The following is a 21514-nucleotide window of genomic DNA, read 5'->3' as shown; positions in this document are numbered from 1 at the left end:
GATTATTCATGTCACATATCACAGCCGACACTTCAGGCGTCTTCGTCATAGCCTGCACCCCCTTCGACGAGAACGGTGCGATCGACGCCACTAGCATCGACAGCATGGTCGATTTCTATTACGAAAAAGGCACCGACGGCCTGACGATCCTGGGCATGATGGGCGAAGCGCCGAAGCTGACCCAGGCCGAATCGATCGAGGTGACGCGCCGGACCCTGGCGCGCTCGGCCGGCAAACCTGTCGTTGTCGGCGTGTCTGCCCCCGGCCTTGCCGCGATCGGCGAACTGACGAAAGCGGTCATGGATATCGGTGCAGCCGGTGTCATGGTCGCGCCGCCGTCCAGCCTGCGGACCGACGACCAGATCGTCACATATTATCGCAATGTCGTCGAAACGATCGGCACCGATGTTCCCATCGTACTGCAGGACTTTCCGCTGGCGACTGGCGTACAGATCAGCTCGAAAACGCTTGGCGTGATCTTCGAGGCGCATCCGAGCATCGTCATGCTGAAGCATGAAGACTGCCCGGGCTTGCAGAAGGTCGCCGACCTGCGTGCCGCCGAGGCAAAGGGCCGTCGGCGCGTCTCGATCCTTTGTGGCAACGCCGGCGTGTTCCTGCCAGAAGAAATGCAGCGCGGTGCCGACGGCGCAATGACCGGCTTCGCCTACCCCGAAATGATGGTGGGCGTTTGCAAACTGAGCAATGAAGGCCGGCATGAGGAGGCGCATGATCTCTTTGACGCCTATCTGCCATTGATGCGCTACGAGCAACAGCCTGGCCTCGGCCTCGCGGTTCGCAAATATGTATTGGCCAAGCGCGGTGCGATCGCCAGCGCCACCCAGCGTCGCCCCGGTGCTGCACTCAACGCGGCGGCGGTGGCTGAAGTCGAGCGGCTGATCGCCCGCCAGGAAAAGAAACTAGGAGCTTTGAACTGATGGACCTGCAGATCTCTGGTAAGAAGGCACTCGTTCTCGGCGCCAGCCGTGGTCTCGGCGCCGCCATCGCGGCCGGCCTCGCAGCAGAAAGTGTCAAGGTCTTTGCAGCGGCGCGCAGCGCTGACAAGATCAAGGCGACCGACAACATCATACCTGTCGCCGTCGACCTTTCCGACGCCGTCTCGGTGGCTGCCCTGGTCGAAATGCTGACGAGCCAGGGCGGCGTCGATATCGTCGTCAACAATTCCGGGGGCCCCAAGGCCGGTCCGGCGCTCGGTCAGTCGACCGAAAGCTGGGTTGACGCCTTCCAGTCGATGGCGACCTCTATCTTTTCGATCACCGACGCCATGTTGGCCGGAATGATTTCCCGCAAATGGGGGCGCGTCATTACGATCGGTTCTTCTGGTGTCGTCCAGCCGATCGCAAATCTGGCGTTGTCGAACGGTGTGCGCGCAGCTATCGCCGGCTGGTCAAAGACGCTGGCCTCCGAGGTTGCCCGTCACGGCATCACGGTGAACATGATCCTGCCCGGCCGCATCGCCACCGACCGCGTTCGCGAACTCGACGGGATCAAGGCCGAAAAGACAGGCGCCTCGATCGAGGCGGTCGAGGAAGCGTCGCGCAACGAAATCCCGGTTGGCCGTTATGGCAACCCGTCGGAATTTGCAGCCGTTGCCGTTTTCCTGGCAAGCTCTCAGGCAAGCTACGTCACAGGATCGTCAATCCGGGTCGATGGCGGCATGATCAGGGGACTGTAAGCGATGACCGATTTCGATGCTGTTTATGATCGCCGCGGCACAGGCAGCTCGAAGTGGAGCAAGTATCCGACAGACATTCTGCCGATGTGGGTCGCCGACATGGACTTTCCAGCAGCACCCGAGATCTTGGAGGCCATACGCAACCGCCTCGAACATCCGATGCTCGGCTACGGCGTAGCCCGCGACGAGCTGCGCGCCCGCATTGTCGAGGACATGCAGTCGAAATACCACTGGTCGATCACGCCTGAGGACATCGTATTTTTGCCGGGCGTCGAGCCAGGGTTCAATATGGGTTTGAAAGCGATGCTCGAGCCCGGCGATGGCCTGGTGGTGCAGACGCCGGTCTACCGCCCTATCCTCAATGCGCCGTCTCACTGGGGCCTCGTGCGTAATGACGTGCCGCTAAGGCAAACCGAGCACGGCTATGTGATGGATGTCGATCCGCTGGCCGCAGCGCTTTCGCAGTCGCGTGCGCTGCTTTTGTGCAATCCGCAGAACCCGACAGGCAAGGTGTTCACGAAAGACGAGCTCACCGAGATCGCCACGCTCTGCCGGGACAATGACGCGTTGATCATCTCCGACGAGATCCATTGCGACCTGCTGTTCGACGGTCGCCATCATATCCCGATCGCCACACTGTCTGAGGAAACGGCGAACCGGACCATCACCCTGATGGCGGCCAGCAAGACCTTCAACATAGCCGGCCTGAAAACCGCCTTTGCGATCATCCAGAACAAGTCGATCAGAGAACGCTTCGTGCTCTCGAAGCTTGGAATGGTCGATAGCGTCAATGTTCTCGGCCTTGAGGCAACCCTTGCAGCCTACACCCATGGCTCCGGCTGGAGAGCTCGGATGCTTTCCTACATCCAGGCCAACCGTGACTATCTCTCACAACAGCTGGCGTTACGTTTCCCCGCTATTCGACTTATCAAGGCAGAAGCGACGTTTCTTGCCTGGCTCGACTGCAGCGAACTAGGGCTCGCAGGCGATCCGCAGGCCTTCTTTCTAGAACATGGCAAAGTGGGGTTCAGCGCCGGATCAGAGTTCGGCGCGGCCTATGGAGACTACGTCCGTGTCAATTTCGGCTGCCCACGAGCGTTGCTGAGCGAGGGCCTCGACAGAATGGAACGGGCACTGGGCAAGCGCTAGATCCTTGTAAAGTCAGGGTCTAGCCAGCCAGCGCGTGGGTGGCATGCTGACGGTTAAGTGTCCAGACATACGCTACGAAACTGCAGCGATTCATTGGCAACGACATTCGCCTAATGATTGCCATCTATTGGTATTCTCGCACCGTGCGATAAACGCACATCCGCACCCATGTCAAAGTGTCAGGGGCCAACTCCCTCCCCATCCACTCGCCTAGTCCTCGTTTACCGCTGCCAGGAGCCAATCGCGAAACGCACCCACCACCGGTCGGGCCTCGTTGCGTCGGGGATAAACAAGGAAGTGGTTGGCTTCGGTAAGCGCCACCGCCCTTCCAGCAAATGGCTGGACGAGACGGCCGCTTGACAGCTCGCGCTCGGCGAGCTTGACGGCTTCGAGGCATACGCCCATGCCGTCCGCGGCTGCCGCTATTGCCATGAAGCTGCGATCGAAGCGAAGTGCCGGCTGGCGCGGCATCGCCGATCCATTGGCGTAAAACCAGTCCGACCAGCTCACATTCTTGATCATGCTTCTGATCAGAGGCACGCGATGCAAATCCTCGATCGTTAGTAGCTCTTGTGCCATTTCGGGCGTACACATGGGCTGGACTTCGACGGGCCCGAGCGAATGGATCACCAGTCCCTCGTCGGCAGAGCTCAAGCCATAGACGATATCGACGTCGAACTGGTCTTGAGCGAAATGCACGGGCTTGGTGTCGGCCGAAATCGTTACCTCGAAACCAGGATTGTCGATCAAAAACCTGGTAAGGCGCGGCGCAAGCCACTGCGCTGCAAAGCTTGGAGACGAATGCAGGCGCAATACTAGAGACTGGCGCGCTGACAGCGTGTCCATCGCCCCCCGCAACAGCGCCATGGCCTCGACGACCGGCCGCTGGAACATCACCCCATCTGCGGTCAGGCGCAGTTCGCCGTGGCTGCGATCAAACAGCAGCGTACCGATCTCGCGTTCCAGCTTGGTAATCGCGTGGCTAACGGCGCTGGGAGAAAGGTTTAGATCCCTGGCGGCAAGCTTGAACGAGAGATGCCGCGCCGCGGCCTCGAAAGCATGCAGCCCGCCGATTGGAATCCGTTTCATCTGTTGTCGACCCGTCCGTTTCGCCGTCGTGGCAGCGCTATGACATTTTGCCCGCTTGCGAAAGCGAAATGAGAAAAATTCATCTGCCCGGATATGATTTCATCCGTGGCCATCATTGCTTGTCCTGAAAATAGCAAGGGCGCAAAACGCGGCGTCACTCGGCCTGCGTCAATTTGCGCAGGCCTCCCAATCACGCCGACTTTTGCCGCAAGGCAGTGTCTTTCTGTGAGGCAATCTTGTTATCTTTTCGAGGCGCGAAGATCGCGCAGACTGTGTTCGGGGCGGTGCTATCGCTCCTAGGCTTGTACTTTGCCGCGGATGGCGGCTGGCTGGTGACCCTGGGCGGCACCTTCTACTATCTCATCGTCGGTCTCTTGATGGTCGTCAGCGGCGTTCAGGTGGCGCGCGGTCGCAATTCCGGCTTTATCATCTATTTCCTCGCCTGGACCCTGACGCTGGTCTGGAGCTTTGTTGAATCCGGGCTTGATCCGTGGAAGCTCGAAGTACGGCTCTTCGCACCCAGTGTCCTGCTTGCCGCCTTCCTGCTGCCAGGACTAGGGAGCGGCATCAAGGCTGCCAGCCCGCGATTCTGGCGCGGCTTCCAGGCCGTGACGGGTGTCGTTGCCGTGCTCTTGGTCGGCGCCATCCTTTACGCCGCCTATGGCCCTGCTTCAGGCGAGACCACGCAGATCACAGCTCAGAAAGCTCCAATGAGCCCGACGGGGTGGGTGCACTACGGCAATGATGCCGGCCAGAGCCGCTTCGCCGATCTGGCCCAGATCACGCCGGATAATGTCAACAAGTTGCAGGTCGCCTGGAGCTCGCATTCGGGCGACCTGCCCGATGAGATGGAGCTGCATCGCAAGGGTCGCGAGTATCACTCTGAATCGACCCCTATAAAGATCGGCAACACGCTCTATAGCTGCACACCGCACTCCTGGGTTATCGCAACCGATGCCACCACCGGCAAGGTGAAGTGGACATTCGATCCCAAGCTACCCCGCACCAATCCCTACATCGTGTGCCGTGGCGTGAGCTACTACGACGCCCCTCAGGCGGACAGTTGCAAGGCCCGCGTCTTTGCGCCGACGATGGACGGTCGCATTTATGCACTCGATGCCGATAGCGGTCAGATCTGCGATGGTTTCGGCCAGAATGGCTTCATCGACCTCAAGGACCAGACTGGCAAGGACAACAATGGCAAATCCTGGGGCGGTGGTTGGCAGGTCTCGACCTCCACGCCGCTGGTCATGAACGATCGCCTTGTTGTCGGCAGCCGCGTGATCGACAATATGTCCACGGATGAGCCCTCGGGCGTCGTGCGCGCCTTCGATCCCCTTGACGGACATCAGGTCTGGGCCTGGGACGTCGGCCGTTCGGAGGATGCCCTGCCCGGCCGCCTGCCGGAGGGTGAAGTTTACACCAAGGGCACGCCCAATGTCTGGGGCACCGTCACCGGCGATGCCAAGTTGAACCTGGTCTATCTTGGAACCGGCAACGCCGCCCCCGACTACTACACTGCCTTCCGCCGCCCTTTTGACAACAAGTTCGGCACCTCRCTCGTCGCACTTGACGTTACGACCGGCAAGTTGCGCTGGCATTACCAGCTCGTGCATAACGACATGTGGGACTTTGACGTGCCGGTCGGCCCGTCGCTATTTGACATGCCTGATGGCACGCCCGCGCTCATCCAGACGACCAAGATGGGCGAGGTCTTCATGTTCAACCGTGCAACAGGCGAGCCTTTGGTTGAGACCAAGGAAATGCCCTTTACGACAAACGGTGCAGCACCGAACGTTCCAGTTTCACCGACCCAGCCAGTTCCAGTGGGAATGCCCTCGCTCGTACCAGACAAGCTGACCGAGCAGGATATGTGGGGCGCAACGCCAATCGATCAGCTCGCATGCCGCATCGATTTTGCACGCGCACGCAACGAAGGCATCTTCACGCCGATCGGCCCAACGCGTTCAATCGGCAACCCGGCCTTCGACGGTGTGACGGACTGGGGCGGCGCATCGGTCGATCCAGTCAACAAAATCATGTACGTCAACACGATGAACATGCCGTTCTATTTCCAGCTGGTTGACCGCAACACGCCTTACGGCAAGGAACTCCTCAAGCAAAAGAGCAGCGGCGGTGAAAACGCCCAGAAACTCGACGTGCGCCTGCAGGAAAACACGCCCTATCTGGCAACCCTGCGCGCATGGCTCAGCCCCTTCATGGTGCCTTGCGTCCCGCCGCCATGGGGACAGCTGGTGGCAATCGACCTCAAGACGCAAAAGGTGCTTTGGCGCAAGACGCTCGGCAATGCTCGCAAGAACAACGCCTTCGGCCTGACGCAGAACTTGCCGCTACCAACAGGCACACCCAATCTTGGTGGTTCGTTGGCGACCGCCGGCGGTCTGGTCTTCATCGGCGCCACCACCGATAATTATGTCCGGGCATTTGATGCCCATACAGGCAAGGAAGTCTGGCGCTATAGCCTGCCCGCAGGCGGACAGGCTAATCCGATGAGCTATGTGGGTGAAGATGGCCGGCAGTATGTGGTCATAACCGCTGGTGGCCACGGCGCGCTCGGCACGTCTTACGGCGATGAGACCATCGCCTTCGCTTTGCCGAAATAGCTGGCTCTTGCCCGCTCGATCAACCGTCGGGCGGGCGGATGTCGATCTGCATCGATTGCATGTGCATAAAATCCATGCCGGTGAGACCCTGACATGAACTGCTGTGGCAAAACAAACTGTCCTGTCGCAGCGAAATTGCTGCCGGTCGAAAGACCGGTGGCGAATGAAACCAACACAAAGGAATTCAACAATGAAATGGTCTGTACCAAAATTCATCGAAGTCAGCTGCGGAATGGAAATCAATCGTTACGCGCCGGCAGATGGAGGTGAGCCAATCCTGTTTTAAACAACTGAAGCCAGCATGCCGAGCCTTTGGTTCGGGTTTCTAGCTTTAAGTGTGCCGGTGACAGCGTCGTGCATCGCTCATGCGACGTATCGATGCGGCCACCGGTGTCGCCGTTGATAGGGTTGGTACGTCGCCCGCCGATCATCCCTGGGAGCGTCTTCCCTAAAGGGCCCCAAACCCAGCCCTTTTTCGACGGCCTAAGCGGCTTTTCAGATCATGGTGCTTAAAATCGACGCAACCTCTACCATTTGTCCGCCGATAAACTCGGTGATTTCTTGAAGAGCGACGAAGCCAACTCGAGCAGCTCGCGGGCGTGTCGTCGGTATACAGGCAGAACCAACCCGCTCAAAATGCCGGCGATTGTAAACACCATCGTAATGAAGAGCGAGACGATAGGCTGATCGACATAACGGGTCGAGATCACCCGCGCAATCGTACCAATCGTATAGGCCCAAAGATACAAAGCGACCGGCAGCGCTGAACCAAATAGTAGGGGCCGAATGCGCCAGCCCAGTACCCGCATTCCAATGGTGCCAGCGACGAGCCAGCAACCCGCAAGTCCGACAGAATGTCCGATGGCTGCCCCCATTTCCCCATGCCTTGCGCCGATAGCGACCAGGCCTGCCATTACCACACGGCACGGCACTTCACACCAAAAGAGCGACCTCGTGTTGCCAGTCAAGAGAAAGGCCCAGTAATACACATAGCCAGACAACTGAAAGATCGCGCCTATCATTAACACTTGGACGACGGAGGCTACGCCTGCCCATTTTTCCCCAAGGACAATAGTGACCAACGGTGAGCCGCCGACTGCAACCAATAGACAGACTCCAAGCACAGCATATACCAGACACCTTTGGACTCGCTGCAGCACCTGCGGCAACGCTTTCAATTCGACTTGGGCCAAGAGGGGAAGAATGAGGGAGGTTAGGGGTGATGTCAGTTGGTCCACGGGGAGACTAAATAGTTGGAATGCTCGGGAGAACAGTCCAACCGCATCAGCTCCTAGGAACTTTCCCAGCGCAACTGAACTGACATTCGAACTGCAATAATTGCAAACCTGTGTAATCGTTGAAAACCACCCGAACCCGATATGCGGGCGGATCGTTTCGAGCCGAAACTTGAAGCTTGGCAGCCAGGCACAGCAATATATCAGGAGCAGAAAGGTAACGACGGAAACCGAGACATTTTGAGCTACCAAGGTCCAGTAACCTGCCCCCGATGCGGCGGCTGCAATACCCACCACCAGCCCCAATACTGCCGTCGCGGAATCGATCGCTGCAGTCTCGATGTATTTACTGCGCCTCATCATGTCGGTTCGATACTGGGCACTTGCGCCGTTGAATATGAAAATCGGAGAAAACCACAGCGCAATGTTGGCTACCCTTGGCTCACTATAAAATTCGGCAAGGTAGGGAGCTGCCGCAGCAACGATCAGCGCGAGCGATAGGCCGAGTGCTGCATTTGTCCAACAGAGGGAATTTCGCTCCAGCGTTGTCAACGCTGGCGATCGAAGCGCAGAAAGAGACAAACCAAAGTCGCCCAACATGCTTGCCGCGCCGACTATAGCACCGACCATTGCTACAAGGCCGAAATCAAATGAAGTGAGATACCGTGCTGTGACAATCAATCCGACAAACTGACAGATTATCCGAAGCGCTCGCCCGCACAAAATGATGGCAGCACCCCGCGTTGCCAAAAAAGCCTTGCCTTTTTGGCCAACGCCGGGGCCAGGAAGCTGCTGCCCTGGATCAAGAGCCCTAGTTTCCTGGTCAGGCATGGCCGATCGCACTAAGCTCTCGTGTAGCTTTCAAGTATGCCTCCTGAGTGTAGATTGACCGACACTTTAGGAATGACCTCTGTCGTAACGTCTCACATGATGATGGTTGTGCCAGACCACTCGTCACATATTTTGCAAATGTCGCCGCGCGGTCTTCGATCGCGAAAAAGAGCTCCGGCGGGATGCCTTCCGCTCCCACACTTGTTGCCACGACCGGTATTCCCCATAACATCGGAGTGATACTCTTGAATTTAACACCCGCGCCACTCAACAAAGGGACGACAACAACGCGAGCGCTTTTATAGGCGGGCGCCAGCGAAGGCATGTAGCCGGTAGCGGACGCACCAGGCGTCGTGTCAATAATCTCGAGGAGGCCTGGCGATACGCCACCGCCCGCCAGAACTATACGGTACGACGGGTCGCACCGGTAGATGTCTGGCCATACCTCCCTCAGAAACCACCGTGCACCCTGGTCGTTTTCCTTTCTCCCGAACTGCCCGACGAAAAGGGCAATTGGATCGCGGATGCTCAGGTCTGGTATCACCGCCGGCATTTCCGCATCATCCAGCGGCGGATTGACCACCGCCAGATGGAGCGACGGCACACCCTGCGACGCGAGTATACGCGCATCCTTATCATTAAGGCACACGTTCATGGTCAAAACCCTAGCTGTGCTGCGCTCACTATACCTTACGATGGCAGTGCGGATTGCTTTCACCAGGCGATGCGCGACCCTACCTTCGGCATTGAATTCCCTGGCAAGCCGTTGCGACATGACGTCATGGTAAAACCCGAATATCGGCCTCTTGAAACCCACCTGCCGGATAGACTTGGCTGTCCTTGCCATCTCGAACCACTGCAGCTCGATGATATCCGCGCCATCAACGGCGCGGCGGGCATCCGGATTGCGAAGAACGTGTGACCAAAAGGAAGAAAACAAGTTCGTAGGGTCAACCAACATTCTCAAGAAGCGAGTGGTGGTCCATGGCCATAAACGGCTCGGGGTGTTGTCAATGATCAACGTTTTGCAGGGAGCCAGAGGCAGTTTCGCCTCATCTTGTGGAAACAACGTATGGCGCGGAACAAGTAACGTCACTTCGTGATCGACACTCAAAGCTTGGATATGACGAAGGAGGAACTCGCCTCCTGCGTGCGAAACTCCAGGGTAAGCTATAACGGGAGAGGCGATCAACACATGCATCTTGTCTCTCCCAACTGGAAAGCGTCAATTCTCTTTACTTCGTTGTGCTGAACACCACCGTGTTCATTACGGACCGGGCCGGCATAACTCCGCCAGATCACCAGAGAAAAGATGCACGTGAACTATCACGATCCGCATTCTCAACTTAACTAAACTTGTAATTTTATCAAGATTGCTTAATTTTGATGTGAAGTCGCCGCGGAACCGACTATCCGCCGGATATTGCGACTGTCGACCGCGCGATTTTTGCCTAGATAACGAGCATCGGGTGTTCAGCTCATACATCGAACCAGAGAAGCACTAGTGTAATCTCAAACGGCAATGGCACTAATTAAAGAGGTTCTCGAATGGGTCCCGTCAGTGCGCTCGACATTCGGCTTCCGGATATCTGCCAAGATGAACTCATGCGGCTCTTTTTTGAGATGGAGACCAATGGGTTTGCTTGCGTCCCCCGTTTCTTGATGGACGCCGACCTCGCCATGGCACAGAAATTTGTTGCCACCTCCATGCACCGCTCTGGCAATGAGTATATTGCCTACAGGGGAAGTGAAGCCGTTCGCGGGTCTGGCTTGGACGATCTCGCTACCTCGTTGCGCTTCCAGTCCATTTTCGCCCGTCTCTATGAAGCCAGCCGGCAAAGACCCGCGCCTCCGGTGGAGTTCTATCAACTGCTACGATGCCTGGCGGGGACCGGCATGCTGAAACACTCGTTCAACTTCCATTATGATTCATACCTGATTACAGCCCTTGTTCCGATCGTCATACCTGACACTGGAAAGCCAGGGGATCTTTATCTTGCCCCGATCACGAGACCTGTTCGCAGGAGCTACATTGCAAACGTCATCGACAAAATCATTCTCGAGAAGTTCAAGCAGAAAGCATTGCGACGCCGGGCGGAAGTCGATCCGCAATGGTTCACGCGGATAAGAATGGTGCCTGGCAACCTCTATCTGTTTTGGGGGTACAGAACGGTCCATGCCAATGAGCCTTGCGATCCAGGCACAGTGCGCGCAACTGCACTTTACCATTTCTTCGACCCTCACTCTGGTAGCAGCCTCAAACACCGCCTGAGATGGTTGGGATCCTAATCGAGGTTGCTAATATCCAGATAGCGGCGGGGCGCACCTGGCGAGGTCTGCGCTCGAACGAGGCTTTAGGAATGGCTGAGGTTGCTGTGTCGGCAGCGACGTCATGACGAGCGTACACCGTTGGAACATGAACTTCCATGTCCGCCCGCCCCGCTTCCAACACACGGCGCGACCATTGCTCGTGTCTCGCGCCACCTGTCGCATTATAGGCGATTGTAGCCCTTCCGTTGCGCTTTAGGCTCGGGAGGGCGCCGCAAATAAACAGTGCTCGAACGTCGATGCGCCTTGGCCACGCAACAGCCGCCATGCGGCGCGTCTCTCGTGGTGCACTCATCATCGCCTGAACGCAGAATGATACTGCGCTTGGTTCGCAACTATCCTCCCTCAAGAAAGGGGGACGTAAAAACCACCAATAATCTTGTCGACGTCTTGTTTTTGCGGCTGTTTTCGATTCAACCTTTCCATCGAATTCGGTGCGAAAGGAACAAGACCATGGACCACGTCCGCATAAGCAAGAGCGAACTCACGGGGCGCGTTACGGCCGTTCTGCTGAAGGCTGGGCTGAGTGAGTTTCAGGCTCGGTCGGTGGCCGACGTCATCGTGGCCGGCGAAGCTGACGGCGCAAAGTCGCATGGCATCTACCGGCTGGATGGCGTGTTGCGCACGGTGAAGGCGGGTAAGGTCAATCCGGCAGCCACGGCGCATGTCGACAGCAGCGAAACCTCGGCGATCGTAAAGGTCAATGCGGGCGGCGGCTTTGCCAATCCGGCTTTCGAGCTTGGGCTCCCTCATCTTGTCGAGCGAGCAGACAAGTTCGGCATCGCGGCCCTCGTCATCAACGACTGCACGCATTTTTCGGCACTATGGTGGGAAGTTGAAGCTGTCACCCGTCACGGCCTCGCCTGCCTTGCCATGTGTCCAAGTTATGCGACGGTCGCGCCGACAGGTGGCAGCAAGCCATTGCTAGGCACCAACCCGTTTGCCTTCGGCTGGCCGCGCAATGAGGCTTTCCCATATGTATTCGACTTTGCGACTTCAGTGGCCGCGCGAGGAGAGATCGAGCTGCATCGCCGTGCTGGAAAGCTCTTGCCTGAGGGCTGGGCGATCGATCCCGACGGTAACCCGACCACGGAACCGGAAGCGGCGCTGGCCGGCGCCATGCTGCCGTTCGGTGGCCATAAGGGATCGTCGATCGGAACGATGATCGAGCTTCTCGCCGGCATCATGATCGGTGACCTGACAAGCTCGGAAGCACTCGACTATCTCGGCACCACCACGCTTGCGCCGCTGCATGGCGAGCTCGTCATCGCGATGTCGCCTCAGGCGTTCGCCGCCGGTCGCACTGGTGACCCCTTCGCGCGCGCCGAAATGCTGTTCGATGCCATTGTCGGGAGCGGCGCGCGGCTGCCGTCGCAACGGCGGTTTACGGCGCGCCAGAAATCCGACGCCGAGGGGATCGTGCTGACGGCGGCGGAAACCGAGCAGTTGGAGCGTCTGCTCGACAAGGGGCTCGACGCCGTGGCCTGACCACGGCCTCAAGGCACGAAATGAAAAGGGCCCCGCTGGGGCCCTTTTTTACTTTTGACTTTGTGTAGGCTTACGCCTTGTAGGTCTGAACCGCACCCGGGAGCTTGCTCCACTCGGCGTACCACGTGTCGAACAGCTTCAACTGGGCTTCGACGTAGCCGCGCTGGCTTTCCGAAAGGACGTCCGTTTCGTTGAAGTGCAGCGTATATTCATTGTCGCCCTTGAGCACCATCATGTGCTTGAAGAACAGGACGAGTTCGGGGCCTTCATCGAAGGAAGAGAGAACGGCGAGAGCCGATTCCAGTTCGAGCGCGCGCTGGCGTGCCTCGACATCGCCCTTGGCAGCGCCGTTCGCCAGATTGCACATGTGGATCACTTCCTTGGGAAGCACGCAGCCAATGCCGGTGATCGCGCCGGTCGCGCCGCAGTTGACGAAGCCATGGAAAACGGCCGTGTCGACGCCGATCATCAGCGATACGTCATCGTCGCGGCTGGTGATGTTTTCAGCCGCATAGCGCATGTCGGCAGCGCCACCGAATTCCTTGAAACCGACCAGGTTCTTGTGCTCTTCGCGAAGTGCAAAGAACAGGTCGGCGCGTGTGGCAAAGCCATAATAGGGGCTGTTGTAGATGACGGCGGGCAGCTCGGGTGCCGCCGAAAGGATCGCCTTGAAATGGTTCTTCTGGGCGGCAACGACCGAACCACGCGACAGCACGCGCGGGATGACCATCAGGCCCTTTGCGCCGACTTTCTGCGCGTGAGCTGCGTGCGCAACGGCTGACGCCGTGTTGACGGCGCCCGTCCCGACGATAACAGGGATGCCAGCCTTTGCCAGGCGTTCGACACCTTCCATGCGCTGGTCGTCTGTCAGGAGTGGCCAGTCACCCATGGAGCCGCAATAGACGACGGCCGACATGCCCTTGGCGATGAGCTCCTTGGCCTTGCGCACCAGTGCGTCAAAGTCGGGCGTCCGATCGTCGTTGCAGGGCGTCATCAACGCAGGGATCACACCGGAAAAGATACTGGCCTTCATGTCGCTCTCCATAATCAGTTTGACGGGTCATCAGCGGCGCGGCACGCACGCCATCCCTTATCGACAAGAAATATCATCGAAAATATTTCTTGTCGACAAGAAAAATGCAATCGCTTTCTCAGAGTTTGATGTCGAGCTTCTGGTTGCGAACGAACATGCGCTGGACCTGCTCGACAATCTGCTCGCCGTGAACTTTTCCGAGATGGTCCGCCAGGTCCAAATCGCGCGCCTCGATCGCCGCAATGATCTCGGCGTGTTCATCGACAAAGCGTTGCGGAAACTGTTCGTCATAGGAGTTGTAGTAAAGCCGGAGAATACGCCTCCCCTCGTCGAGAAGCCTGCGAAACAGCCCGGTGAAATAGGGGTTTCGCCCAGCCTCAGCGATTGCTGAATGAAACGCCGCATTGACCGCGATCATGTCGCGCAGGTCTCTTGCCTCGACAGTCGCGGCGTATTGGCTGTGGAGTTCGCGAATGGCGACCAGATCTTCGGGCCTGTGGTTTTGCGCCGCAAGCCTCGTCGTCACCCGGTACATCAGCACAAGTGCGTCGAAATAGGTGTTCAGGTTCAATAGGTCGATATTCGAGACCAGTGTGGAGCGATTGGGCAGGGTCTCGATCAGGCCCTCGCCGGCGAGCCTGACCAAGGCCTCTCGGATCGGCGTTCGCGACATCTGGAACCGCTCGGCAAGCAGCACCTCGTCAACCGAACTGCCAGGGGCAAGTTTCAGATCGAGGATCTCGTCGCGCAAAATGTCGTAGACCAGCTTCACGCCGGAGCCACGGCGCCGCTCAACCACATCTGTGTTGCTCTTTTCGACCATGATGGATTCCCGATTATGAGAATTCCCGCTTACTACAGTCGAACAGGAAGTTGAACAGGCACCACATCAACTGGGCCTGATTGATGTCGACGGTGGCCGAATACCAGCGCGGGCGCCCTGCCCTTGGCGCGCGAGAGTACCTAGCCGAGAAGTAGGGTCTCCAGGCCAACAGGGTCATCGGTGGTGATCTGGTCGACCTTCAGCGCCAGGAGGCGGCGCACGACCGGCAATGCGGCAGGAATTGCCGAATTGATGGTGTAAGCGTCGATGCTGCGCCCGGCGCGATGGAAGGCCGCAACGAGGTCGTATCCGGCATCGTCGGCAAACAGCACGAGTTGATGGTGCAGGTAGATCATCCGCGCGCGCGGCGAGGCAGCCACGGCGTCTGCGACGAAACCGTCAAAGTCACGGCTTTGCTTCAGGCGCTCGATCGCACCGTGATGGCACGGGTCGTAGCCGATCGGCATGTTCGGCACGGCCTGGGACAAGCGTTCGACAGCCTCGGGATCGCCGGCCGAGAGAATGACCGACTTTGCGACCGGCGAGATCGCGGCGGCGAAAGCGGCGATATCCTCTTCGCGGATATCGGGGGAACCTTCCTTGAGGTCGAGCTGCAGCACAGCGCCGCTTTCGCGGGCGACGCGCTTGAGCAATTGGCCGAGATCATCGATCAGCATCACCCTGTGGGCCGTAGGTTCGCCGAAGGGGTCGCGCAGATGCAGAGCGCGCAAGTCGCTCTCCGTCGCATCGATCACCCGCCCCTCGCCCGTTGTCGCCTTGTTCAGCGTCTCGTCGTGCAAAACGGCGAAGCCAGCGCCATTGAAACGCACCAGGTCGATCTCGATGCTGGCGCCCAGCGCCATCGCCTCGGCAATGCGTTGTCCCGTAAACGAGATGTCGCCGGCATAGCGGTGGCCGCGATGCCATTTCAGCCAAGTCTTGTGGCCAGCATGATCAATCGCGATGCCGTCGCGATCAAGCGTTACCGAGGATAAGATCATCATGTCGTTCACCTGAGGTTGCCGATTGGTAGACCAGCTGATTGTCGCGGAAAGCCCGGAAAGCGGAAGCCGTCGCCTCGATGCCCACGCCCTTCACCCAGTTGCTATCCGGTGCCGTCATCGCCTTCAAGCGCGTCCCGTCGGCGAGGTCGATATCCACGATCTTGTGCGTGCCGAAATCAATGCTGCGATGGACGATGGCGGTCGAGAGCGTCTTCGATGGCTGCAGCGACAACGCTTCGGGGCGAAACGCCAGGACGACGTCGCCATCTTCGATCGGCACGGTAACGGGAAAGGCCGGATGCTGGCTGACGCCACCACGAATGCTGGTCTTCACGAAGTTCATCGATCCGATGAAGCCGGCCACGAATTCCGTCTGTGGCACGCGGTAGACGATATCGGGTGGGGCGATCTGCTCGGTGCTGCCGTCGCGCATGACGACGATACGATCGGCAAGCGCCAATGCCTCATCCTGGCCGTGCGTGACGAAGAGGGTAGTGATGCCGACGCGCTGCTGGATGTCGCGCACTTCCTCTCGCAGCCGTTCGCGCAGATGCTGGTCGAGGCTGGCGAACGGCTCGTCGAGCAACAGGATCTTCGGCTCCAGCACCAGCGAACGCGCAAGCGCCACGCGCTGCTGTTGGCCACCCGACAACTGCGTCGTCATGCGCTTGCCATAGTCTGCAAGCCCGACCAGCGCCAGGGCGTTCTCGACGCGTTCGCGAATCTCGGCCTTAGGCAGGCGACGAAGCTTGAGGCCGAAGGCGATGTTGTTGAACACGTCCATATGGGTCCAGAGCGCGTGGCTCTGGAAGACCATGCCGGTAGGGCGCTTTTCCGGCGGTAGCCTCGTCACGTCCTTGCCGTCGATCAGGATCGAGCCGTCCGACGGCTGTTCGAAGCCGCCGATCATGCGAAGCAGTGTCGACTTGCCGGATCCGGACGGACCAAGCAGGCAGACGAGCTCGCCATCTTCTACATCGAGCGAGAAATCACGGACCGCAAACGAGGTCCCGAACGTCTTTGAGACGTTCTTGATCGTCAAGCGTGCCATATCAAGCCTTTCCTCGGGCCATGCCCGATCCTAGCGTCACGCGCCAAAGCCGCGGGCAAATGCGCCCGTTCCAACCACACGGCGGGCAAACATCAGAGCGAAGAACGACGGCACCCAGAGCATCACCGATAAAACGGCACCATATTGAACCACGATCTGATTGTTGATGAAGGTGATCATCAACACCGGCATGGTGCGGATCTCAGGGGCGCCGATGAGCCAGGCGCCTTCCGTTTCATAAAATGTTCCGACAAAGGTCAGGAGCAAGGCCGCCATGATTGTGGGGGCCGCCTGGGGCAAGGTGATCGACCAGAAAACCCGCAACGGTCCGGCACCTGCATCGCGGGCAGCCTCTTCCATGCGCCGATCGATATTCTGGAACGCTGCCACGGGGATCCAGATCATCAACATCAACGTCCCGACCAGCTGGATCAGGACAACGCCCCAGAAGGTGCTGATCAAGCCGAGCTTCAAGAAGATGCCAGCGATCGCCACCAGAAGTCCGAACTTCGGAAAGGCATGCGAGGCCAGAAAAGACAGGAAGAGCACGTTCTTTCCGGGAAACGACATGCGCGCAAATGCATAAGCCGCGGGTAAGCAGATGATGGCCGACAAAAGCGTGACCGTCGCCGTCAGTCGCAGGCTCAAGAACAGCGCGTCCCATACATCGGTGCGAGACAGTGTCTGCGACCAGAAGCGGAAACCGAACTGCTGCGGAATGACTGACGGATAGCGCCATACCTCGGTAAATGCCCAGGTGCCGACCACAACCAGAGGCACGGCGATGAACAGCGTCAGTAGCACGGCAAACAGAATGCCCGCCCAATCGACTTTGGAGCCATTGAACTTGGCTATCGTCCTCATCGCGACGCCTCCCGATTTTTGGCGATTGATCGCACATAAAAAATGCCGAAGACGAGGCAGAATCCGAAGGAAATTACTGCCTGCGTCAGCGCATTCAGCGGATCGTTCACATCGGAGAAGGTGCGCTGCATGAACGGCCCCATCATTTCCGGCGATGCCGGGCCGAGCACATAGGGCAAAGTGAAGGACGAGAAGATTCCAAGGATGGCGAAGGACGCCGTTACCAACAGCGAGTTGCCCATACGTGGCAGGATGATCGAGATGAAAACGCGCAGCGGCGAAGCRCCGACATCACGGGCAGCCTCGACCGAGCTCTTCGCAATACTGCCAAGCCCGGCTGTCAGCATCAGCACCGTCAAAGGAAGATTGTCCCAAACCAGACCAATGACTGGCCCCCATGGGGTCAGATAGGGGGACGGGATCTTTGGCAGACCCACGGCATTGAGCAGCAGATCGACGGTCCCGTTGGGCCCGATCGTGCGGATCAGCGCATAAGATAGGATGATCGACGGCACGAACATCGGGAAGATCGCCAGGCCCTGAACATAGGCTGGAAGACGCCCCTGTGAAAACCGCAGATAAAGCGCGATCGGCAAGCCGATCATCAGCAGCAACACGCCGCAGACCACGGTCGTCCACAGCGTCACCCAGAGATTGGCGAGGCTGTAGGGATCACTGAAGAAGAACCGGTAGGAAGCCAGCGACACCGAGGTCGTGCCGTCCGCCTGCGCAATGAAAACGGTGGTGATCACCGCCGAAAAGATCGGGTAGACGATCAGCCACCCGAGCAGAAGCACCGGCAGGGCGACCAGAAGAAGCCCAACCGGATTCTGCGCGTTGCCCGGCGCGGTTGCCCGCGCCGGCAGCGACAATGTCATGCTTTTACGCATCAGGTACGGCTGATGCCCGGAGCAACATTACGATACCAACCGTCGTTGATGTTGCTTTCCCAATCGCCGGCCGGGAAGGTCGGGATGGTGGTAGGGATGACATCGGCATATTTCTGACGGAGTTCGTCGGAAATGTGATCCCAGGCGACAGCCGGGAAACCACCGAGTTCGGTGATAATCGCTTCCTGGATTTCCTTCGTCAGCATGAACGCCGCAAGTTTCAGTGCCGCATCCTTGTTGGCGCCGTTCGTAAACACCGTCATGCGCGAGAAGTCGCCGCAAAGCGCCAGATCGGTGAGCTGGACAAGGCCGGTCGTCTCAGGCAGTACGCCCTGCGACAGGGCCTGCAGCACCTGGTCGGACCAGACCGGCGTCATCGTGACAACGCCCTGTGCAAGCAGCTGGATCGACTGCGTATTGCCGGAGGTGTAGGCACCCTTTTCATAAAGTGACGGCGCGAGATCGTTGAGGATCGCCCAAGCCGGCGTCAGGGCCTGATTTGCGAAATCAGCCGTGAAGTTGTCGATGGTGAACTTCTTGGGATCGCGACCGTTGGCTTCGTGGATCGCGCGGCGAACGAAATTGCCGCCCGAACCGCCCTTGTCGGGGCGATTGTAGATGAACTGGCCAGGATTGGCCTTGATCCAGGCCGTCAGTTGTTCCCAGGTCTTCGGGGCATCCTTGGGGTCAAGCTTGGTCTTGTCGTAGGCTAGCAACACCTGCGAACCGCGATAGGGCAGCGAATACGGGCTGTCGACGCTGAGCGTATTGACGGTCGCGAAGCCATCGATGTTCTCGGCCGAGAACTTGACCCAGAGACCGGCATCGATACCACCTGTGGGCAGTCGTGGGTTGAACGCCTCAAAGATATCCGACTGCGGATCCGTCTTCGACTTGAGAGCCGCAAGCGCACGGTCTGCAATCGCACGCAAGCCGGCGTTGTCACCTGCATCCGTAACCTTTACGGCAGCTTCGGGGTGCGCCTTTTTGAAGGCCGGAAGCACGGTGTTGTTCCAGAAGTCGATAATGTTGGCGTCGGAACCACTATAGAGGTTGATCGTGCCATCTGCAGCCATCGCAAAGCGTGGCAGGGCCAGCAGACCGGCTGCCGCCGAAGATGTGACAAGAAACTCGCGTCTGTTCATGACCGTCTCCATTGTTTCGGGCGTTGCCCTTTGGACTACGGCTCTGCTATCGCCGGCGCGTAACAGTGACATGACAAAATGAGCTCTGAAGTCATTTTTTGCACACCCGTGCAATCCAGTTGGGCAAAAGACGATGCAAGGCCGTTTTGGATAGCCATTGAATACAACGTCTCGGTTCTCGAACGGGGTGCCGGAACCCCGATATTCAATTCTTGAATATCAGGCAGATCTGGTTGGTCTTGCGGATCTGTCTGCAGACCTCGTTAGCCTCCCCCCTTGTCTGCCGCGCAATGCGGGTCACGTAGCGCGGTCGGAAACCGAAGCTGCGGTCACGCTGCCGCAGGATAAGAGGCTGCTCCTGATCGAGAGGTGCCGGAAACCGTGCAATCGCCGCAAAGAAAAGGCGACGGGCAACATCGGGGTCGGCGCTGGCCGCGATCTGCACGCCCCAAGGCGCCCAGTTTCCCTCCGGCCGCCAGACCGGATCGGCCATCTTGCGGCGATCGGCAAGCGCCACGCAGCTTTCGATAAAGGGCTGATCCTCTGCCAGGGGACCAGCCGCCTTGTCGGGTGCCGAGGACTTCCACTCCTCGACGCTATGCGCCGTAATCGCCATCACATAACTGCGGGTCTCCGTCGGCAGGCCGCCGCCATTGAGAAAGTTCGATAGACCGTTTTCGCCGGCATTGTAGGCAGCGGCCGCAAGGCCGAGATTGCCGAAGCGATCCCTGAGCTCATCAAGATATTCGGCCGATTTTTGCAAGGCTTCCAGAACATCGTAACTGTCCTGCAGCCCGCGCAGCTTGGCGGTACCCGGCATGAACTGCGCTATTCCCTGCGCGCCCTTATAGCTCAACGCGTCCGGCCTGAACCGGCTCTCGCGCCAAATCAGCCTGGCGAAGAAATCCGGCGGCAGGTCATGTTCGCTCGCGGTCCGTTCGATCGCACCGCAGAGGTCGCGGTTGAAGCTGTCCTTGCGAATGCAAAGCGTCTCCGCCGAGCCCGTCATCGAGCGTGTGTAGAGGCAGGCTGCCTCCGGCTGAGCTTCGATGGTCTCAGCAGCGCCGGCCGGGCCAATCAGTGTCATGCAAAGAGAGAGGCGCAAACCCCACGACACGAATAGAAAGATGCTGCGCCGCCTGATCACGATCATTTGCTCTCGGCGCCACGCTGGCGGCGCCGCCATTGGATGATGTCTGGCAAGCATACCATTTCGTTTGGACCCCGTAGTCAAGATGTCGCTAAGACAGCGACCTCCTGGCGCCGAGCGGATGGTGTCAGGCGGTGGATCCCCAGCGGGCATTGCAGGTCAGCGTTATGCTGTGCGGCCCCGGCAAATCGGCATCGTGACGTTCGATGAGCTCGACAACCGCATCGATGAAGGCGACATGGTCGAGGCTTAGCGTCGTCAGGTCGTTGCAATCCCACGCAGCCATTGCAATCCCATCCTGGCCGACGATGGCGATATCATCAGGGGTGTTCTTGCCGAGCATGCGCCGCGCGGCATCGCGCGCGCCGATCGCCATCACGTCGTTGCCGCAAATGATGGCATCGACCTTCGAGCGATGCAGCAAAAGCACCGCTTCCTTGAAGCCGGAATCATAGGTGTAGTCGCCAAAGGCTTCGGCCTCGATGGCCAGCCCGCGCCTGGCGAGCGCATCCGCGAACCATTTGCGTCGAAGCTTGTCGATCCAGCTGGATTTGGTGCCGGAGAGGTAGGCAAAGCGTTTCTTGCCGTCATTGACAATCTTCTCGATGATCTCGTCAGCCGCAGCCGCGCCATCGATGCGAATATTTGAGACGTTTTCGTTGTCCAAGGGTTCGAACGAGACGATGATCGGCTTGGTCGTATGAAAGATATCGACCGCGTCCTGCATCGACACCATGTCCGAGAAAACGACGACATGATCCACCTGATAGGTGGATGCCAACCGCATCAGTTGCAGGCGATCGTCGTGATCTGCACAGCACAGGATGATCGGCAGCAGCTGGCGCGCCTGCAACCTGTGGACCAGCAATTGCTGCTCTTCGGCCTCGCAAGGATTGCCAATGGCATTGACGACAAGGGCGACCAACCTCGATCGTTGATTGTTCAGCGAACGGGCAATCGCGTTCGGCTGATAGCCGTGTTCGCGCGCGACGGACAAAATTCGATCGCGCGTGGCGCTGCCGATCCTGGAATCGGGCGAAAAGGCGCGGGAAATGGTGGCGGAGGATACCCCGGCGAGCTTTGCCAGTTCCTTCGAGGTGATCCGCCGCTTGTTCAT

The 21514-nt window shown here is 58.7% G+C and carries 19 protein-coding genes; 7 read left to right on the top strand and 12 right to left on the bottom strand.

Going from position 1 to position 21514, the window contains the following annotated elements; genetic code table 11:
• Positions 1 to 8 precede the first annotated feature (8 nt).
• Genes AC1DOG_RS22540 through AC1DOG_RS22530 form a run of 3 tightly spaced genes read left to right on the top strand, consistent with a single transcriptional unit; the run spans position 9 to position 2842 of the window.
• Positions 9 to 935 (top strand): dihydrodipicolinate synthase family protein, encoded by a 927-nt coding sequence (locus AC1DOG_RS22540; protein WP_477931186.1) that lies wholly within the window; start codon positions 9 to 11, stop codon positions 933 to 935.
• Positions 935 to 1693: an SDR family oxidoreductase gene (locus AC1DOG_RS22535; protein WP_477931184.1), complete on the top strand. Its 759-nt coding sequence runs from the start codon at positions 935 to 937 to the stop codon at positions 1691 to 1693. The genes AC1DOG_RS22540 and AC1DOG_RS22535 overlap by 1 nt, the downstream gene beginning before the upstream one ends.
• Before the next feature lie 3 nt (positions 1694 to 1696).
• Complete coding sequence (locus tag AC1DOG_RS22530; protein WP_477931182.1) at positions 1697 to 2842, top strand: MalY/PatB family protein; 1146 nt, start codon at positions 1697 to 1699, stop codon at positions 2840 to 2842.
• 210 nt (positions 2843 to 3052) lie between these two features.
• On the opposite strand, the gene AC1DOG_RS22525 is transcribed toward AC1DOG_RS22530, so the two are convergent.
• Positions 3053 to 3931 (bottom strand): LysR substrate-binding domain-containing protein, encoded by an 879-nt coding sequence (locus tag AC1DOG_RS22525; protein WP_113198921.1) that lies wholly within the window; start codon positions 3929 to 3931, stop codon positions 3053 to 3055.
• Positions 3932 to 4167: 236 nt separating this feature from the next.
• Here AC1DOG_RS22525 and AC1DOG_RS22520 point away from each other — a divergent pair, with 236 nt between their 5' ends.
• Both AC1DOG_RS22520 and pqqA read left to right on the top strand, forming a co-directional pair.
• A complete protein-coding gene (locus tag AC1DOG_RS22520; protein WP_477931180.1) occupies positions 4168 to 6555 on the top strand; it encodes a membrane-bound PQQ-dependent dehydrogenase, glucose/quinate/shikimate family in 2388 nt (795 codons plus the stop codon).
• A 190-nt stretch (positions 6556 to 6745) separates the two neighbouring features.
• Positions 6746 to 6841 (top strand): pyrroloquinoline quinone precursor peptide PqqA, encoded by a 96-nt coding sequence (gene pqqA / locus AC1DOG_RS22515; protein ID WP_477931178.1) that lies wholly within the window; start codon positions 6746 to 6748, stop codon positions 6839 to 6841.
• 241 nt (positions 6842 to 7082) lie between these two features.
• Here pqqA and AC1DOG_RS22510 read toward each other — a convergent pair whose 3' ends face one another.
• On the bottom strand, positions 7083 to 8621 hold the full coding sequence (locus tag AC1DOG_RS22510) for a lipopolysaccharide biosynthesis protein (RefSeq protein ID WP_477931176.1): 1539 nt from the start codon (positions 8619 to 8621) through the stop codon (positions 7083 to 7085).
• Entirely contained in the window at positions 8614 to 9822 is a 1209-nt protein-coding gene (locus tag AC1DOG_RS22505) for a glycosyltransferase (protein WP_477931174.1), read from the bottom strand. Before AC1DOG_RS22505 ends, AC1DOG_RS22510 begins: the two co-directional genes overlap by 8 nt.
• Before the next feature lie 347 nt (positions 9823 to 10169).
• Between AC1DOG_RS22505 and AC1DOG_RS22500 the strand changes: the two genes are divergently transcribed.
• Positions 10170 to 10910, top strand: coding sequence for a hypothetical protein (locus AC1DOG_RS22500; protein WP_477931172.1), 741 nt, complete (start codon positions 10170 to 10172; stop codon positions 10908 to 10910).
• 492 nt (positions 10911 to 11402) lie between these two features.
• Positions 11403 to 12437, top strand: coding sequence for an Ldh family oxidoreductase (locus tag AC1DOG_RS22495; protein WP_477931170.1), 1035 nt, complete (start codon positions 11403 to 11405; stop codon positions 12435 to 12437).
• A 70-nt stretch (positions 12438 to 12507) separates the two neighbouring features.
• Here the strand turns inward: AC1DOG_RS22495 and AC1DOG_RS22490 are convergent, their stop codons facing one another.
• The 9 genes from AC1DOG_RS22490 to AC1DOG_RS22450 form a co-directional block, all read right to left on the bottom strand.
• Entirely contained in the window at positions 12508 to 13470 is a 963-nt protein-coding gene (locus AC1DOG_RS22490; RefSeq protein WP_477931168.1) for a dihydrodipicolinate synthase family protein, read from the bottom strand.
• 118 nt (positions 13471 to 13588) lie between these two features.
• A complete protein-coding gene (locus AC1DOG_RS22485; protein WP_477931166.1) occupies positions 13589 to 14293 on the bottom strand; it encodes a GntR family transcriptional regulator in 705 nt (234 codons plus the stop codon).
• Positions 14294 to 14433: 140 nt separating this feature from the next.
• Positions 14434 to 15294 (bottom strand): glycerophosphodiester phosphodiesterase, encoded by an 861-nt coding sequence (locus tag AC1DOG_RS22480; protein WP_477931213.1) that lies wholly within the window; start codon positions 15292 to 15294, stop codon positions 14434 to 14436.
• A complete protein-coding gene (locus AC1DOG_RS22475) occupies positions 15269 to 16348 on the bottom strand; it encodes an ABC transporter ATP-binding protein (RefSeq protein ID WP_477931164.1) in 1080 nt (359 codons plus the stop codon). Before AC1DOG_RS22475 ends, AC1DOG_RS22480 begins: the two co-directional genes overlap by 26 nt.
• Positions 16349 to 16384: 36 nt before the next feature.
• Positions 16385 to 17212: an ABC transporter permease gene (locus tag AC1DOG_RS22470; protein ID WP_477931162.1), complete on the bottom strand. Its 828-nt coding sequence runs from the start codon at positions 17210 to 17212 to the stop codon at positions 16385 to 16387.
• On the bottom strand, positions 17209 to 18090 hold the full coding sequence (locus AC1DOG_RS22465; protein ID WP_477931160.1) for an ABC transporter permease: 882 nt from the start codon (positions 18088 to 18090) through the stop codon (positions 17209 to 17211). Before AC1DOG_RS22465 ends, AC1DOG_RS22470 begins: the two co-directional genes overlap by 4 nt.
• Before the next feature lie 11 nt (positions 18091 to 18101).
• Positions 18102 to 19247 carry an extracellular solute-binding protein gene (locus AC1DOG_RS22460; protein ID WP_112973772.1) on the bottom strand — a complete coding sequence of 382 codons (1146 nt, stop codon included), beginning with the start codon at positions 19245 to 19247 and terminating at the stop codon, positions 18102 to 18104.
• A gap of 205 nt (positions 19248 to 19452) precedes the next feature.
• Positions 19453 to 20400 carry a lytic transglycosylase domain-containing protein gene (locus AC1DOG_RS22455; RefSeq protein WP_113011074.1) on the bottom strand — a complete coding sequence of 316 codons (948 nt, stop codon included), beginning with the start codon at positions 20398 to 20400 and terminating at the stop codon, positions 19453 to 19455.
• 124 nt (positions 20401 to 20524) lie between these two features.
• Positions 20525 to 21514 carry a LacI family DNA-binding transcriptional regulator gene (locus tag AC1DOG_RS22450; protein ID WP_112822638.1) on the bottom strand — a complete coding sequence of 330 codons (990 nt, stop codon included), beginning with the start codon at positions 21512 to 21514 and terminating at the stop codon, positions 20525 to 20527.

The sequence above is a fragment of the Rhizobium sp. 01N48 genome, assembly GCF_056399145.1.
This window is presented reverse-complemented; position numbering and strand designations above follow the sequence as displayed.

Excerpts from the sequence above, each read along its gene's own strand:
- AC1DOG_RS22540 (WP_477931186.1), top strand. The coding sequence starts at position 9 with ATGTCACATATCACAGCCGACACTTCAGGCGTCTTCGTCATAGCCTGC.
- AC1DOG_RS22535 (WP_477931184.1), top strand. The coding sequence starts at position 935 with ATGGACCTGCAGATCTCTGGTAAGAAGGCACTCGTTCTCGGCGCCAGC.
- AC1DOG_RS22530 (WP_477931182.1), top strand. The coding sequence starts at position 1,697 with ATGACCGATTTCGATGCTGTTTATGATCGCCGCGGCACAGGCAGCTCG.
- AC1DOG_RS22525 (WP_113198921.1), bottom strand. The coding sequence starts at position 3,931 with ATGAAACGGATTCCAATCGGCGGGCTGCATGCTTTCGAGGCCGCGGCG.
- pqqA (WP_477931178.1), top strand. The coding sequence starts at position 6,746 with ATGAAATGGTCTGTACCAAAATTCATCGAAGTCAGCTGCGGAATGGAA.
- AC1DOG_RS22510 (WP_477931176.1), bottom strand. The coding sequence starts at position 8,621 with ATGCCTGACCAGGAAACTAGGGCTCTTGATCCAGGGCAGCAGCTTCCT.
- AC1DOG_RS22505 (WP_477931174.1), bottom strand. The coding sequence starts at position 9,822 with ATGCATGTGTTGATCGCCTCTCCCGTTATAGCTTACCCTGGAGTTTCG.
- AC1DOG_RS22500 (WP_477931172.1), top strand. The coding sequence starts at position 10,170 with ATGGGTCCCGTCAGTGCGCTCGACATTCGGCTTCCGGATATCTGCCAA.
- AC1DOG_RS22495 (WP_477931170.1), top strand. The coding sequence starts at position 11,403 with ATGGACCACGTCCGCATAAGCAAGAGCGAACTCACGGGGCGCGTTACG.
- AC1DOG_RS22490 (WP_477931168.1), bottom strand. The coding sequence starts at position 13,470 with ATGAAGGCCAGTATCTTTTCCGGTGTGATCCCTGCGTTGATGACGCCC.
- AC1DOG_RS22485 (WP_477931166.1), bottom strand. The coding sequence starts at position 14,293 with ATGGTCGAAAAGAGCAACACAGATGTGGTTGAGCGGCGCCGTGGCTCC.
- AC1DOG_RS22480 (WP_477931213.1), bottom strand. The coding sequence starts at position 15,294 with ATGATCTTATCCTCGGTAACGCTTGATCGCGACGGCATCGCGATTGAT.
- AC1DOG_RS22475 (WP_477931164.1), bottom strand. The coding sequence starts at position 16,348 with ATGGCACGCTTGACGATCAAGAACGTCTCAAAGACGTTCGGGACCTCG.
- AC1DOG_RS22470 (WP_477931162.1), bottom strand. The coding sequence starts at position 17,212 with ATGAGGACGATAGCCAAGTTCAATGGCTCCAAAGTCGATTGGGCGGGC.
- AC1DOG_RS22460 (WP_112973772.1), bottom strand. The coding sequence starts at position 19,247 with ATGAACAGACGCGAGTTTCTTGTCACATCTTCGGCGGCAGCCGGTCTG.
- AC1DOG_RS22455 (WP_113011074.1), bottom strand. The coding sequence starts at position 20,400 with ATGATCGTGATCAGGCGGCGCAGCATCTTTCTATTCGTGTCGTGGGGT.
- AC1DOG_RS22450 (WP_112822638.1), bottom strand. The coding sequence starts at position 21,514 with ATGAACAAGCGGCGGATCACCTCGAAGGAACTGGCAAAGCTCGCCGGG.